At 56.4% G+C, this 15,057-nt stretch carries 13 protein-coding genes; 4 read left to right on the top strand and 9 right to left on the bottom strand.

Translation table 11 applies throughout. The features are described 5' to 3' along the window. Positions 1–13: 13 nt before the first annotated feature. From NeNHUV3_RS05305 to NeNHUV3_RS05290, 4 genes are all read right to left on the bottom strand, one after another. Complete coding sequence (locus tag NeNHUV3_RS05305; RefSeq protein ID WP_391482964.1) at positions 14–589, bottom strand: hypothetical protein; 576 nt, start codon at positions 587–589, stop codon at positions 14–16. A 204-nt stretch (positions 590–793) separates the two neighbouring features. Continuing rightward, on the bottom strand, positions 794–2,983 hold the full coding sequence (locus NeNHUV3_RS05300; protein ID WP_391482962.1) for an NADP-dependent isocitrate dehydrogenase: 2,190 nt from the start codon (positions 2,981–2,983) through the stop codon (positions 794–796). A gap of 155 nt (positions 2,984–3,138) precedes the next feature. After that, entirely contained in the window at positions 3,139–3,765 is a 627-nt protein-coding gene (locus tag NeNHUV3_RS05295) for a nucleoside triphosphate hydrolase (protein WP_391482960.1), read from the bottom strand. Positions 3,766–3,836: 71 nt separating this feature from the next. Further along, a complete protein-coding gene (locus NeNHUV3_RS05290) occupies positions 3,837–4,763 on the bottom strand; it encodes an aldo/keto reductase (protein ID WP_391482959.1) in 927 nt (308 codons plus the stop codon). 166 nt (positions 4,764–4,929) lie between these two features. Here NeNHUV3_RS05290 and NeNHUV3_RS05285 point away from each other — a divergent pair, with 166 nt between their 5' ends. After that, the gene (locus tag NeNHUV3_RS05285; RefSeq protein WP_391482957.1) at positions 4,930–6,090 is read left to right on the top strand and encodes a DUF4147 domain-containing protein; all 1,161 of its coding nucleotides are present in this window, start codon (positions 4,930–4,932) and stop codon (positions 6,088–6,090) included. Between the two features lie 18 nt (positions 6,091–6,108). Here NeNHUV3_RS05285 and NeNHUV3_RS05280 read toward each other — a convergent pair whose 3' ends face one another. Continuing rightward, a complete protein-coding gene (locus NeNHUV3_RS05280) occupies positions 6,109–6,849 on the bottom strand; it encodes an alpha/beta fold hydrolase (protein WP_391482956.1) in 741 nt (246 codons plus the stop codon). Between the two features lie 16 nt (positions 6,850–6,865). Between NeNHUV3_RS05280 and NeNHUV3_RS05275 the strand changes: the two genes are divergently transcribed. Continuing rightward, positions 6,866–7,237: a hypothetical protein gene (locus NeNHUV3_RS05275; RefSeq protein ID WP_391482955.1), complete on the top strand. Its 372-nt coding sequence runs from the start codon at positions 6,866–6,868 to the stop codon at positions 7,235–7,237. Positions 7,238–7,262: 25 nt separating this feature from the next. Here NeNHUV3_RS05275 and glyA read toward each other — a convergent pair whose 3' ends face one another. After that, entirely contained in the window at positions 7,263–8,558 is a 1,296-nt protein-coding gene (gene glyA, locus NeNHUV3_RS05270; RefSeq protein ID WP_341246855.1) for a serine hydroxymethyltransferase, read from the bottom strand. 198 nt (positions 8,559–8,756) lie between these two features. Here glyA and NeNHUV3_RS05265 point away from each other — a divergent pair, with 198 nt between their 5' ends. Further along, positions 8,757–9,524 (top strand): NAD kinase, encoded by a 768-nt coding sequence (locus tag NeNHUV3_RS05265; RefSeq protein WP_341246854.1) that lies wholly within the window; start codon positions 8,757–8,759, stop codon positions 9,522–9,524. Beyond that, positions 9,521–10,084 carry a hypothetical protein gene (locus tag NeNHUV3_RS05260; RefSeq protein WP_391482953.1) on the top strand — a complete coding sequence of 188 codons (564 nt, stop codon included), beginning with the start codon at positions 9,521–9,523 and terminating at the stop codon, positions 10,082–10,084. Before NeNHUV3_RS05265 ends, NeNHUV3_RS05260 begins: the two co-directional genes overlap by 4 nt. An 8-nt stretch (positions 10,085–10,092) precedes the next feature. Here the strand turns inward: NeNHUV3_RS05260 and NeNHUV3_RS05255 are convergent, their stop codons facing one another. The 3 genes from NeNHUV3_RS05255 to NeNHUV3_RS05245 all read right to left on the bottom strand — a co-directional run bounded on the left by NeNHUV3_RS05255 (position 10,093) and on the right by NeNHUV3_RS05245 (position 14,992). Next, positions 10,093–10,566, bottom strand: a complete 474-nt coding sequence (locus NeNHUV3_RS05255) for a CIA30 family protein (protein ID WP_391482951.1) — start codon at positions 10,564–10,566, stop codon at positions 10,093–10,095. Positions 10,567–10,620: 54 nt separating this feature from the next. Then, positions 10,621–12,510 (bottom strand): propionyl-CoA synthetase, encoded by a 1,890-nt coding sequence (locus tag NeNHUV3_RS05250; protein WP_391482950.1) that lies wholly within the window; start codon positions 12,508–12,510, stop codon positions 10,621–10,623. A gap of 196 nt (positions 12,511–12,706) precedes the next feature. Next, positions 12,707–14,992 (bottom strand): NADP-dependent malic enzyme, encoded by a 2,286-nt coding sequence (locus NeNHUV3_RS05245; protein ID WP_391482949.1) that lies wholly within the window; start codon positions 14,990–14,992, stop codon positions 12,707–12,709. Positions 14,993–15,057: the final 65 nt, after the last annotated feature.

The following is a 15,057-nucleotide window of genomic DNA, read 5'->3' as shown; positions in this document are numbered from 1 at the left end:
GGTTTTCACACCGTCAAACTTTATTTGACCAAACACGGTACCACCGCGAGACAAAAATCAGGGCCATGAGCAAGACAAATAGCCCCGTGACATCCCCAATAAGATAGCCCCCAGCCAAGATCAGCCACGCCACATCAAGCTGGCCGCCATAGATAAAAGCGTGCCCCAACCCGTTGCCAATTGACGCAAGTGCGCCAGCAATCAAGATCAGTTGCCAATGAGAGCGCAGCTCACTCTCGCTGTGATGCGTCCATGTGCGGAACACCAGACAAACGGCGAAAAAGCTAGCGGTGATTGAGACAATGGAAGAGAAGATATCCTGCTCACTTCCCAGCATAAACGATTGATATGCCCACGTAATTATGTGGCCAGGCAGAAGGTAGAACAACGCCTTCCACCCGAAAAGATAGATGGACAACAGCCGGACACCATGGGGCAAAAACAAAAGGCTGATGTTCATTGGTAACCAATGAAAATACGCACCTTGGACGGGCATAACGAACAAAAAGGTCACGGCAAACAATGTGACATAGGCAAGGGTAACAACGAACACTGCCTCAATTTCAGCCTTCAGACTGACGCTGCGCATGACATCTCTCCTATCGCGTTTTGGCCCGATAGAGGTTTGGAAGGCGTGATGTCAAATTAAAACTGAACGTACTGACGTAAGTGCCGCAGTTTCGAATACAGTGGTGTGCACGGAAAGTTGGGGGTGGGGCACATGCTGGATAGATGAAAAAAACCGCGCGCCCCAATCCGGAGCGCGCGGTTCTTGATGCTTAAACTAGCCTTATTAGCCGATGATGCTGTTCAGGGTTGCTGAAGCGCGCATCACCGTTGCTGTTTTCGCAGGGTCCGTGTGGAAGTAACCACCAAGGTCCGCAGGGCTTCCTTGGGCCGCTGCGATTTCTGCAACGATCTGTGCTTCGTTCTCACGCAGGGCTTCTGCAATTGGTGCGAAATGTGCCGCAAGATCCGCGTCGGCGTCTTGTGCGGCCAGTGCCTCGGCCCAGTAACGGGCAAACCAGTAGTGGCTGTCACGGTTATCCGGCTCACCTACTTTGCGCGAAGGTGAGCGGTCGTTATCCAAGATGCCTTGGGTGGCTGCATCAACGGCTTGACCCAAAACACGAGCCTTTTCGTTGCCCTTTGCATCCGCAAGGAACTGCAGGCTTTCACCCAATGCGCAGAATTCGCCAAGGCTATCCCAACGCAGGTGGTTTTGCTCCATCAGCTGTTGAACGTGCTTGGGCGCAGAGCCGCCCGCACCAGTTTCAAACAGGCCGCCACCGTTCATCAGTTTCACGATCGACAGCATTTTGGCCGAGGTCGCCAATTCAAGGATCGGGAACAAATCTGTCAGGTAGTCGCGCAGTACGTTGCCGGTGATGGCGATGCTGTTGCGACCTGCGGTGATGGTCTCGAGCGATGCGCGTGTTGCTTCGCGTGGGGCCATGATTTTGAACGTGTCGCTGAGGCCGCGCGCCTCAAGGATTGGCTTCACATAAGCGATCAGCTCAGCGTCGTGTGCGCGGTTTTCGTCAAGCCAGAAAATAGCTTCACAGCCTTCGGCTTTTTGACGGTCGATGGCCAAGTTCACCCAATCTTCGATCGGCGCTTGGCGCGCAGATGCAGAACGCCAAATGTCACCTGCTTCAACTGCGTGGCTGTGCAACACAGTGCCGTCGGCCAGTACCATCTTTACGGTGCCTGCTTCAGGGATTTCAAAAGTGGTCGGGTGTGAGCCGTATTCTTCGGCTTTTTGTGCCATCAGGCCAATGTTTTGCACTGTGCCGGCCGTTGCTGGGTTCAGCTTGCCATTGGCCTTAAAGAACTTGATCGTCTCGTCGTAAACTGGCGCATATGAGTTATCGGGGATCACACAGTTTGCGTCGCTTTCAGCCCCATCAGGACCCCAGCCTTTGCCGCCGGCGCGGATTAAGGCGGGCATGGATGCATCGATGATGACATCAGAAGGCACGTGTAAGTTCGTGATGCCTTTGTCGGAATCGACCATATACATCGGGGGACGGTCAGCCATGCACGCATCAATGTCAGCCATGATCGCTGGCTGGTCTTTGACGCGGGCCAACAAGTCACCCAAGCCAGAGTTTGGGTTCACGCCAAGCTCGGCCATTGCGGACCCGTGCTTTTCAAAGACCGGCGCCAAGAACGCTTTCACTGCGTGACCAAAGATGATCGGGTCAGACACCTTCATCATCGTTGCTTTCATGTGTAGCGAGAACAATGTGCCTTCGGATTTTGTCTTTGCGATTTCATCTGCAAGAAACGCATCAAGCGCGCGCGCACTCATGAAAGTCGCGTCAACTACTGTACCTTTAGGAAAGGACAAGCCGTCTTTCAGAACCGTCTCGCCAGATGCAGTCTCAAGCACAATCTTCACATCCGCATCAGCGCTAAGGGTTGTTGAAACTTCGTTTGAGAAGAAGTCACCACCGCGCATCGCAGAGACGCGCGTTTTGCTGTCTGCGGTCCACTCGCCCATCCGGTGGGGGTTGTTTTGGGCGAATGCTTTAACCGCTTTGGCCGCACGACGATCAGAGTTGCCTTCGCGTAGAACGGGGTTCACCGCAGACCCTTTGATGCCGTCATATTTTGCGCGGACCGCAATTTCTTCTGGCGTGGTTGGTGTCTCTGGATAATCGGGCAGGGCATAGCCTTGGGATTGCAACTCTTTCACCGCCGCGACCAGTTGCGGCACGGATGCCGAGATGTTGGGCAGCTTGATTACGTTGGCATCGGGGGTTTTCACCAAACGGCCAAGTTCAGCCAAATCGTCTGACTGGCGTTGCTCTTCGCTAAGGTGCTCTGGGAATGTTGCCAAAATACGACCTGCGAGGCTGATGTCCTTTGTGCCGACAGATACGCCTGCGGCCTTTGCAAATTTCTGGATGATCGGCAGGAAAGATGCGGACGCAAGTTCGGGCGCTTCGTCCACTTTTGTGTAGATAATGTCTGACATGAGAAACCTCGCGAGTGTGATTTGTCATTTCCTTAGCCGATGAATCTACGCGCGTCGACAGTATGCCGTTGTATACGGTCAAATAATCGGACGTTTTGACAAGTTTTTGTGAAATTAAGCCCTAATCGTGCGCAAGCGCGCGCCGTATGAGCGTCTTAGCCCAGTATCAGATCGCTTGGCGCACTATTTTGCAAAACCATTTTGGCGTTCCTCAAGTCGTTGCCCTGCACTTTGGCGCGGGCCTCATCGGGGGCGATGTCATAATGTGCCCACCGCTCTATCAGCCGCTGTTCAAGTACGTCCATTGGGGCTGAAATCGCCACGCTTAGGGTCCAGAACTGCCGCAATTGGTCCCAAGGTGCCGCGTTCAGCATCAAATAATTGCCCTCTACAATCACAAACTCGGCATGCTTCGGGATCAGTTGAGCCCCAGCAACGGCGATATCGCGGGACCGATCAAAAACTGGCGCGTATACTGCTTCTGTGGCGTTCGCGATCCGCGAAATGAGATGCACAAACCCATCCGCATCGAACGTCTCAGGGGCTCCTTTGCGCGCCAATGTACCCGCTCTTTCAAGCACCGCATTGTCTAAATGGAATCCATCCATCGGCACCAAAGTCGCCGTTTTTTCCATAGTAATCAGCGATGCAACTACAGCCTCCGCAACGGTCGATTTACCCGAAGCAGGAGGGCCTGAGATCGCGATAATCTTTCGATAGCCGATCAGCCCAGTTGCCCGCCTAGTTACGATTTCAGCGAAATAATCTGCGGTTTTGTCCATGGTTTGATTTGCCTAGTTCCTGCATTTCACATCAGCGGTTTAGCGCGTGCAGTAGCCGTTGAGAAGGCAGTCTAAGCTTCTTCAAGCCGGTCGGTCGCTGGCGCTGGTGTGGGCGATAGGGCGGCGATGCGTGCGTAGTCTTCGTCGCTTAGGGAAATCTTAAGGGCGGCCAGTGAAGGGGCCAGTTGTTCGGCGTTTCGGGCGCTGATAATTGGTGCTGTGACGCCGCGGTGACGGGCGGCCCATGCCACGGCCAGACTGGCTGGTGAATGCCCCATTTCTTCTGCAAGGGCCGCAAGATCAGCTGCGGTTTGATACATCCATTCCTGACCGTAGCGGGCGGCATAACGCTCGTCTGTTGAAAGCCTCCCTTGCGCGCCCGTACTGTATTTGCCGGTCAAAAGGCCACCGCCAAGGGGGGAATAGGGCACAATGGCAATCCCCTCGGCCTCTGCCATGGGAAGGATTTCAACCTCGGCTTGGCGTTTCACCAATGAATACATCGGCTGAAACATATCAATTTTGCTGCCCAGTTTCTGTGCGACAGCTTGCGCTTTCATGACTTGCCAAGCGGCAAAGTTGGACACGCCGATGTGGCGGATTTTGCCGTCGGCCTGAAGGGTCGCAAGCGCTTCGAATGTTTCCTCAAGGGGGGTGTTGTCGTCCCAGCGGTGCAGGTAAAGCGCGTCGACCATGTCCATGCCAAGGCGCTGGCGGCTGATGTCGAAGGTGGTGAAAATATTGCTGGCGGTGCTGCCGCCCGTATATCCGGCCTTGGTTGCAATATATAAATCATCGCGCTCGCCGGCGGCAAAGGTCCCCAAAAATTCCTCTGAGACGCCGCCCGTATAAAGGTGCGCCGTGTCGAAAAAATTGATCCCTGCGGTGCGGCACGCATCATACATCGCGCGGCTGTTGGCCTCATCGGCGGTGCCGCCAAATTGCATGCAGCCAAAACAAAGCGGTGAAATGGGCGTGGCATTTTGTGTGCTGAGCATGGGCGTTATCTCCGATCTGGGCCTGTGGTATGGTTTGGTGCTGTGGGACCAAAGGTCAACATATCTTTGTATGTTGGGATTGCGTTTCCGGCGAAGGTCCCGCCGATCAAGCATATATTCTACGATGCGAATTGCGCGCGCTTTACACGCTCGCTAAGCTTTGCAAATGAACAGTTTTGATAGCTCAAACACACGCGATGCACTGCGCCGCCTTTTTGAAGCGGGTGTAGATGCAGTGAAGGGTGAGCCTGCGGTTGCACGTGCTTTTGCGCAGCGTTTTATGCAGGCGCCAGATCACATTCTTGCCGTGGGTAAGGCCGCCTATGCGATGTACATGGGCCTGCCTGAGAATGTGCGCGCCGCCACGCCTGCTTTGATTATTACCAAGGATGGCCACGCCGACGGTGCGCCTGATCTGCCGCATGTTGAGATACGCGAAGCCTCGCATCCGATGCCCTGCGCGCGGTCAATCGCTGCGGGGAAGGCTGCTTTGGCTTTCGTCCAAGACTGCGCCCCTGATAGCCGTTTGTTGATGCTGGTGTCCGGCGGCGCGTCCGCGTTGGTTGAGGCGTTGCCAAGCGGGATGAGTTTGGAAAGCCTGATGGAGCGGACGAAAATTGCGCTCTCAAACGGTAGCACCATCGGCCAAATCAACGCAGAACGCATTGCCCATTCGCGTATCAAAGGCGGTAAACTTTTGGCGGCATTTGCCGGACGGCGGGCGGATGTGCTGGCCATTTCAGATGTGCAAGGTGACGGGATCGATGTGATTGGCTCGGGCATTGGTGCTTATGGTGGCGGCACGCTGCGCTATAGCCGCCATATCGTTGGCTCAAATGCGGTGGCGCGGGATGCCGCTGCAGCACAGGCCACGACTTTAGGGATGCACGTGCACCACAATGCGGAAACGCTTTATGGTGATATTAATGACGTCGCGGGCGATATTTTGGCGACCGTGGATGGCGTTGCTGTCCCCGAGGGGATTTACATTTTTGGTGGCGAACCCACGGTCCAACTGCCCGATAACCCGGGCGAGGGTGGGCGGAACCAAGGCCTTGCGCTTGAACTTGCGCGCCGCATTTCAGGGCGCAGTGACCTGAGTATTCTGGTCGCGGGCACTGATGGTTCGGATGGGGTAAGTGCTGGTGCCGGCGCGATTGTGGATGGTGACAGTTTTGGCGCGGCAGATGGTGCGGATGAGGCGATCCGCTTGGCCAACTCGGGCGCGTTTTTCCGCACCACTGGTGATCAATTGGTCACGGGTCCTACGGGGACAAATGTGATGGACCTGGTTATTGTGCACCGCAAAACTACGGATGCAGGTTAGGGCGCTATATCCATCGCGTCAGTCCATAAAATAGCGGACGGTTGCCTCAAATTCGCGTGGCTTTTCGGCGTGTAACCAATGCCCTGCATCCGGCAGTTTCGCGAATTTTGCGTCTGGAAAAAGCTCTTTGATGGCGGGGCGATGGGCTGGCGTGACATAATCACTATTGGCGCCGCTTAAGAACAATGTGGGTCCGGTGAACGTGCCTTCTATTTGTGGAAACCCGATGATCTTTTCCATTTCGTTCGCAAGCGTATCAAGGTTCAGCAGCCATTTTTGCGCCTTTATATCAACACTTTGCGCAAGAAACGCGGCAACGGCTTTGTCATCGATCGGGATATCAAGCGCCGAGCGGCTATCCACGTTTAAATCAGTGGCCCGTGCGGCGTTCAGCACGTCCATTTGTGTGTGCGTGTATGTCACGGGTGCTATGTCGGCGACCAAAAGGCGGTTCACTAGGGCGGGATGCTGCAAGGCCATGACCATCGCGGCTTTACCGCCCATAGAGTGGCCGACCACGTCGCCCTTGCCGCCAAACGCGGTAATCACTTCGGCCAAATCAGCGGCCATTTCTGGATAGCTGTGTGTTGCTGTGTGCGCACTTGCGCCGTGGTTGCGCTGATCAATCACAACAACGCGGCGGTTGTCTGACAGACGCTTGGCAATGACGTTCCAGTTGCGCGCAGAGCCGAACAAGCCGTGCCCGATGAAAAGCGTTGGAAGGGCGGTTTCGTCGCCGTATACGAGGTGGTGTAACATAGTATTCGGATACCCCATGACCCCCCAAGATATCCAGCACAAAGCAGATGAGGTCGCGTCCTTACTGCGCGAGAAACTGTCTGTGCGTGGCAAAACCCTAAGCGATCAGCTTGCACGCAGTGGCGCGGTGCTTCCGCGCCGTGTCCGCGCAAAAGGGCGTTTTCTGGCCCACGCGGCGACGGTCGCAGAGCATCCGCAACTGGCAAAACAGATCGATCCCGCCGCAGTCGTGCGCGCGCATTCCGAGGTGTGTCTTTATCTAAACGAAATAAACCCACGCGACCGGCGCGTGGGCTTTGTTCTTGGTATCTTGGGGCGCGCAATGTTTGCGCTTTTGATCACCGGTGCTGCCTTTGTGGGGCTGCTGGTGTGGCGCGGCTATGTTTAGGTTGGCTCCGCGCCACGGGCTTTGATCACAGGTTCGGGTAAATTGGGAACTGTGCGCAAAGTGCTTCGACTTTTGCCGCAACTGCTTTTTCGACGTCCCCGTTTCCGTCTGGTCCGTTTGCTGCAAGACCGTTCACGACCTCAACAATCAGATCACCTACTTGGCGGAATTCAACTTCGGTAAAGCCGCGCGTTGTGCCTGCAGGTGTGCCCAAACGCAGGCCAGATGTGACCATCGGCTTTTCTGGGTCAAACGGAATACCGTTTTTGTTGCAAGTGATATGCGCGCGCTCAAGCGCCTCTTCTGTGGTGTTGCCTTTCACGCCTTTGGGACGCAGGTCGACCAGCATCAGGTGCGTGTCAGTGCCACCGGTGACAATGTCCAACCCACCTTTGATGAGTTGATCTGCCAACGCTTGGGCGTTCTTGATCACTTGGGATTGGTAGCTTTGGAACTCGGGGCGCAGGGCCTCGCCAAATGCCACGGCTTTACCGGCGATGACGTGCATCAAAGGGCCGCCTTGGATGCCGGGGAAGATCGCAGAGTTGAACTTCTTGGCTAAAGCTTCGTCGTTGGTCAGGATCATGCCGCCGCGTGGGCCGCGCAATGTTTTGTGTGTGGTCGTTGTGGCCGCGTGCGCATGTGGGAACGGCGAGGGGTACAGACCTGTCGCAACCAGACCTGCAAAGTGCGCCATGTCCACCAACAGATACGCACCGACGCTGTCTGCAATTTCGCGCATGCGGGCAAAATCAATGACCCGTGGAATGGCAGAGCCGCCAGCGATGATCATGTCGGGGTTATGCTCGGTCGCAAGTCGTTGGACCTCATCGTAATCCAGCAGATTGTCTTCTTTGCGCACACCGTACTGAACGGCGTTGAACCACTTGCCTGATTGGTTCGGGCGCGCGCCGTGGGTCAAGTGGCCACCTGCGTCCAGCGACATCCCCAAAATAGTTGCACCCGGTGCAAGCAACGCCTGAAACACACCTTGGTTCGCCTGTGAGCCTGAGTTGGGCTGAACGTTTGCAAATCCGCAGCCGAACAGCTCTTTGGCGCGTTCAATTGCCAAGTCTTCTGCAACGTCCACGTGTTGGCACCCACCGTAGTAGCGGCGGCCCGAATAGCCTTCGGCGTATTTGTTGGTCATCACGCCGCCTTGGGCTTCCATCACCGCTGCAGACACGATGTTTTCAGAGGCGATCAGCTCGATCTCGTTACGCTGGCGGCCAAGTTCGGCCTGCATCGCAGCATAGAGAGCCGGATCGCGTGTCTCGAGGGTTTCTGTGAAAAATCCATCATCACGGTGTGGGGCGTTCATGGCAGCATCCTTTTGAGTTAAGCACCGCGCACGGGCGGTTTGGCGGTAAGTTAACGCATGTTTCCTATCGGAAAAAGGCCCGTTTCCGTCATAATGGTGATGAAAGCGGTGACGAAAGGTCGCCATAGGCGGCTTGCGTTTCACATCGGCACAGGCGATGTCTTTACGCAACGTCCATGAACCTAAAGGAAAACTCCCATGGGGCAGCTTCCCAAAATCGCCTTTGCGGCAAGCGATACGCAGACCGCGCAAAGCGCGTTGGAGGTGTTAAGCGCGCGGTATGGCAATGCGGATCTTGGACAGGCCGAAGTGATTGTGGCCTTGGGCGGCGACGGGTTTATGCTGCAAACTTTGCACGCAACACAGCACCTCGATACGCCTGTTTACGGCATGAACCGCGGCACTGTTGGCTTTTTGATGAATGAATATCACGCGGATGATTTGCCGTTCCGGCTTGCTGCGGCTGAAGAAGAGGTCATCAACCCGCTGTCGATGATTGCAAAAACCGTTGACGGCACAGTCCACGAGGCATTGGCCATCAACGAAGTATCCCTACTGCGCGCAGGTCCGCAGGCGGCCAAACTTCGGATTTATGTGGACGACAAACTGCGCATGAAAGAACTGGTGTGTGACGGGGCGCTGGTCTCGACGCCTGCGGGCTCAACGGCGTACAACTACTCGGCTCACGGTCCGATTTTGCCGATCGGTTCGGATGTTTTGGCCCTCACGGCAATGGCGGCGTTCCGGCCCCGGCGCTGGCGCGGGGCGCTTTTGCCAAAGACGGCCAAGGTCCGCTTTGAGGTGGTCAACCCTGCCAAGCGCCCGGTGATGGCCGATGCAGACAGCCGCAGTGTGAACAATGTGGCCAGCGTGGAAATCCACTCGGACCCTTCGATTGCGCACCGCATTTTGTTTGACCCTGGACACGGGTTGGAAGAACGGCTCATTCAGGAACAATTCGTATGATCCACCCGCTGCGCCGCGCAGCTGTTGTTGTGGGTTGGCTGTTTGCATCTGCGTCTCTGACCGCGTGCAGTTTGCGCGTTGGCCCGCAAGACCGAATTGGCTTTCAAGAGCTGCTGACGCGTACTGCTGCAACCCCGTTTGAGTGCGCAAACTACGACCTTGAGACCGATAGCTGCGAGATGATTTCACGTTATCAAGCACGTAATGACGGCACGGTTCAGGCGCGCTCAACCTTTATTCTTGATGCGGATCTTGGGGCGGTGATGACCGTTGCTGACACCCTTCGGCCTGAGGGCGCGCGGCTGTGCACGGACGGTAAAAGCACCACCGCAAAAGTCATGGGCGATCAATTGACCGCACAGGATAACGCAAATTTAGCTGAGTTGTTTTTGCAAACGGCCCGGGCCTTTGGCCCAAGCTGCATTGCGTTTTTTGAACGGGGTGGGGTGCTGGTTGGCCTGTCTGAAACACCAGACGGACAAATTTTGCGCGGCCAACCTGCGTTCGTCCTTAGCTATTTTGCAGAACCCAAACCGCTGCGTGGTCTATCCGCGCGATAGCCACTGCGCTACCTCCAGCCAATCTGTGCCACGCTGACGTCAGCTGCGTAATCGCGGCCATAGGCGATGATCCCGATGGTGCGGATGTTTTGGGTATTGAGCGGCAGATCAAAGCCGCGTCCCGCAGGGGCGAAATCGGCCAAAGGCAACGTGATATCACGCCATTCATTTGTGGTCTGAAATTCCGCGCGGTAACTGTGCCACGGACGTTTTGCATCCGTTGTACGCAGGTTGGCAAAATAGGAGGCACCATTGCCCCGCACCCGCAGGGTTAGTACCTGCGCTTCGGGCGGCAGAGGCGGCATATCACGGCGGATTTGAATGAACCCGCCGTTGTTTTCTGTGCTCACGTCACCGCTCAGGCGAACGTAATCGACGTCCCCCTCGCGGCCGCGTGTCATGGTGCCCTCAGAGACACCGCCCATCACCCCGTCGGTGACAAAGCGCCATAAATCCAAGCTCGAAAAGTCATCAATTACCATACCCTTAAAGTGGGCACTTGGCGTTAGATGTCCAGTGCGGCGTTGACTAACCGCTTAGCTTTTCGCGTAGCCAAGGGTCTGAAGTGCGGCCCTGATTTCATCAAGGATCGCCGGATCATCAATGGTCGCAGGCTCTTTATAGGGCGCGCTGTCGGCAATTTTGGCCATGACGCCGCGCAGGATTTTGCCCGACCGTGTCTTGGGCAACCGGTCAACAACCACCGCCAGTTTAAACGCCGCAACAGGCCCGATTTGGCCGCGCACATCTGCGATTACGTCGGCGACAATTTCGCTTGGGTCACGGTCCACGCCCGCGTTCAGGCACAAAAAGCCCAACGGCAACTGACCTTTTAGCGCGTCGTTCACGCCGATCACGGCGCATTCGGCAACGTCTTTGTGGGCGGCCAAGACTTCTTCCATCGCGCCGGTGCTTAAGCGGTGACCTGCCACGTTAATCACGTCATCAGTGCGCGCCATGATGTAGACATAGCCGTCCTCATCAATCATGCCTGCGTCGCCTGTCTCGTAATATCCCGGAAAGGCTTCAAGATAGCTGCTTTTGAACCTGTCTTCGGCGTTCCAAAGGGTTGGCAGACAGCCAGGCGGCAGGGGCAGTTTGATGGTGATTGCACCCAACTCGCCCGCAGGTAGCGGGTGGCCGCCGTCATCAAGAATTTGCACGTCATAGCCGGGCATCGGCACTGTGGGGGAACCGATTTTGACAGGTAGCGGCTCAATGCCCATGGGGTTGCCCGCAATGGCGTAACCGGTTTCTGTTTGCCACCAGTGGTCGATCACTGGCAGGCCTGTCATGTTGCCCAACCATTTGATCGTGTCGGGGTCTGCGCGCTCACCTGCCAAGAAGATCGATTTCAGATGGGGCAGGTCGTAATTGGCAAACAGCTTACCTTCAGGATCCTCACGTTTTACGGCACGGAACGCGGTTGGGGCGGTAAAGAAAACTTTGACGTTGTGTTCTGACATCACGCGCCAGAACGTGCCCGCATCAGGGGTGCCAACGGGCTTACCTTCAAAGACGATGGTGGTGTTGCCGTGGATCAACGGCGCGTAGCAAATATAGCTGTGCCCCACGACCCAGCCCACGTCAGAAGCGGCCCAAAACACATCACCGGGTTCAACGTCATAGACGTTTTTCATGGTCCAGTTCATCGCCACCAAATGCCCGCCTGTGTGGCGCACAACGCCTTTGGGCGCGCCGGTCGTCCCACTGGTATACAGGATATAGGCGGGGTGGTTGCCTTCCACGGGAAGACACGCGGCAGGCTGGGTGCCTTGCTGAAACGCGTGCCAATCCAGATCACGTGGCCCCAGATCACAGCTCAGTTGCTCGCGCTGCAAAATCACGCAGGTTTCTGGCTTGTGGGTGGCACTGTCGATGGCCGTATCAAGCAATGGCTTGTAAGCGATTGTCTTGCTGCCTTCGATACCACAGGACGCAGCTACGATGCATTTGGGCTGGGCGTCATCAATGCGTACGGCCAATTCGTGGGCGGCAAAACCGCCAAATACCACCGAGTGGATCGCCCCGATGCGTCCGCACGCCAACATCGCCACAATCGCTTCGGCGACCATGGGCATGTAAATCAAAACGCGGTCGCCTTTGCCCACGCCTTGGGCTGCCAGACCGCCCGCAAAACCGGCAACTTCGTCGCGCAATTGGGAATAGGTCAAAGTACGCTGGCTGCCTGTGACGGGGCTGTCGTAAATGATTGCCGCCTGATCGCCGCGCCCTGCGTCCACGTGTCGGTCAACGGCGTTGTAACACGTGTTCACCAAACCGTCGCTGAACCACTCATACATCGGCGCGTTTTCGGCAAACAGCGCTTTGGTTGGGGCGCGGTCCCACGCGATCTGTTGGGCAGCGCCCATCCAGAATGCTTCGGGGTCGTTGCGCCACGCGGCGTAAGTGTTGGCATAGCTCATCGGTCAGGGTCCTCTCAGATGCACCATCGTTCCCGCGCTGCATTCCCGCCGAAACGAGGCCGCGCAGAATTGGTCGGGCGCATTAAGCGTATGCACCGCGGTGCTGGCAAGGGACCGTTTGCGCAAACAGCACGAAATAATCATGCTTCTGCGCAGATTTAGCCCCCAATCTGAGAGGATGACGCGCCTGCCGCCCCTAGCCGTAGTGGGTCACAGGGGTGCCCGCCAAAGCAGAAATGTTGAGCAATCCGCGCGCCGTGATTGAGGGCGTGACGATGTGCGCACGGTTGCCCATGCCCATCAGAATTGGCCCAACTTCAAGCCCGCCGGCTTTGGATTTCAGGATGTTTCGCGTCGCACCAGCCGCATCAGTGTTGGCGTAAATCAACACATTGGCCTGCCCCTGCAAACGCGACTGCGGGAAGACGCGACCGCGCAAATCAGGGTCCAAAGCACTGTCCGTGTGCATCTCGCCTTCGTATTGGAAATCAAGTCCCAACCCGTCAAGAACCTGCAGCGCATCGCGCATTGTGCGTCCAGATTGGCTATCAAGGTTGCCAAACTCCGAGCCTGAACACAGCGCAATCTTCGGCTCAATCCCAAAGCGGCGTACGTGGCGCGCAGCACTAATAACGGTTTGGGCAACTTGATCGGGCGTGGGCATCGCGTGGATGTGCGTGTCGGCAATAAAGAGCGGGCCGTCCTCCAAAATCATCAGTGACAGCGCGCCTGCAGGCTTCAAATCGTCCGAGCCAAGCACCTGCTCTACGTAGTTGAGGTGCCACAAATACTGACCAAATGTGCCGCAAATCATGCTGTCAGCCTCGCCGCGGTGCACCATCACGGATCCAATGGCAGTGGTGTTGGTCCGCATGATCGCGCGGGCCAAATCAGGTGTCACACCAGAACGGGCCATCAACTCGTGATAGGTCTGCACGTAATCGCGGTAACGATCATCGCGGTTGGGGTTCACGATCTCTAAATCTTCGGGACGAATTTTCAGACCTGCACGCTCGCACCGCCGCCCAATCACATCAGGACGACCAATCAGAATGGGTGTCTCGGTGGTTTCCTCAAGCAGCGCTTGGGCCGTGCGTAACACGCGCTCGTCCTCACCTTCGGCGAATACAATCCGGCGTGTCGCGGTGCTGGCTGCTTGGAAAACGGGACGCATGATAAGCGCGGATTTGAATACAGATGTATCAAGGTCCGCGTGGTACTGATCCACATCCGCAAGGGGACGCTTAGCCACGCCGCTTTCCATTGCAGCGCGCGCCACGGACGAGGCCACAACCCCCATCAGGCGCGGATCAAACGGCTTGGGAATAAGGTAGTCCGGCCCGAACGTAAGCTGCTCACCGCGGTAGGCCTCGGCCGCCTCGGCGCTTGTGGTGGCGCGGGCAAGTTGGGCAATTCCGTCGATACAAGCCAGCTGCATCGCATCGTTGATCTCGGTCGCGCCCACGTCCAGCGCACCGCGGAAAATAAACGGGAAACACAGCACGTTGTTGACTTGGTTGGGGAAATCTGACCGGCCCGTCGCAATCAACGCGTTCGGTGCCACGGCGCGCGCGGCTTCTGGATCAATCTCGGGGTTGGGGTTGGCCAATGCAAAAATAATCGGCTGATCGCTCATCTTGGCGACCATCTCGGGCTTCAAAACGCCCGCGCCAGACAGCCCAAGGAACATATCCGCGCCGTCAATTACTTCATCAAGCGTGCGCAGATCACTGGCCTGCGCGTATTCGGCTTTTTGATCTGTCATCTCACTGGTGCGGCCCTCGTAAACCAGCCCTTCGATGTCGCACAGCCACACGTTTTCGCGTTTCACGCCCAGTTTCAGCAGCATATTCAGACAGGCAATGCCCGCCGCACCTCCACCAGTAGAGACGATCTTTATGTCCTCAAACTTCTTGCCCGCAAGGTGCAGCGCATTTGTTGCGGCGGCCCCCACAACAATGGCCGTTCCGTGCTGATCGTCGTGGAAAACAGGAATGTTCATCCGCTCACGGCACAGTTTTTCGACGATAAAACAATCAGGTGCTTTGATATCCTCAAGGTTAATCGCGCCAAACGTTGGCTCAAGCGCGCAGACAATATCCGCAAGTTTTTCGGGGTCCGGCTCGTTCAACTCAATGTCGAAACAATCGATGTTGGCGAATTTCTTGAACAGGACCGCCTTGCCCTCCATCACGGGTTTTGAGGCAAGCGCGCCGATGTTACCAAGGCCCAAAACCGCAGAGCCATTCGTGACAACCGCCACAAGATTGCCGCGTGATGTGTATTCTTGTGCGGCCTCGGCGTCTTTGGTGATCTCGATGCAGGCTTCGGCCACACCGGGCGAATATGCGCGCGCCAAATCACGTCCGTTGGCCAGCGGCTTGGTTGCGCGAATTTCCAGCTTTCCGGGCTTGGGGTGGCGGTGGTAATCCAACGCTGCTTGACGCAATGCTTGTGGATCACGGTTGGAATTGTCTGTCATAATGCCCTCCCAAGGTATTTGTTTAACGTTAAACTACTTTTTTCATGGCCTGCCAATGGCAATAT

The sequence above is a fragment of the Nereida sp. NH-UV-3 genome (assembly GCF_042939535.1).
Taxonomy (GTDB): Bacteria; Pseudomonadota; Alphaproteobacteria; order Rhodobacterales; family Rhodobacteraceae; genus Nereida; species Nereida ignava.
This window is presented reverse-complemented; position numbering and strand designations above follow the sequence as displayed.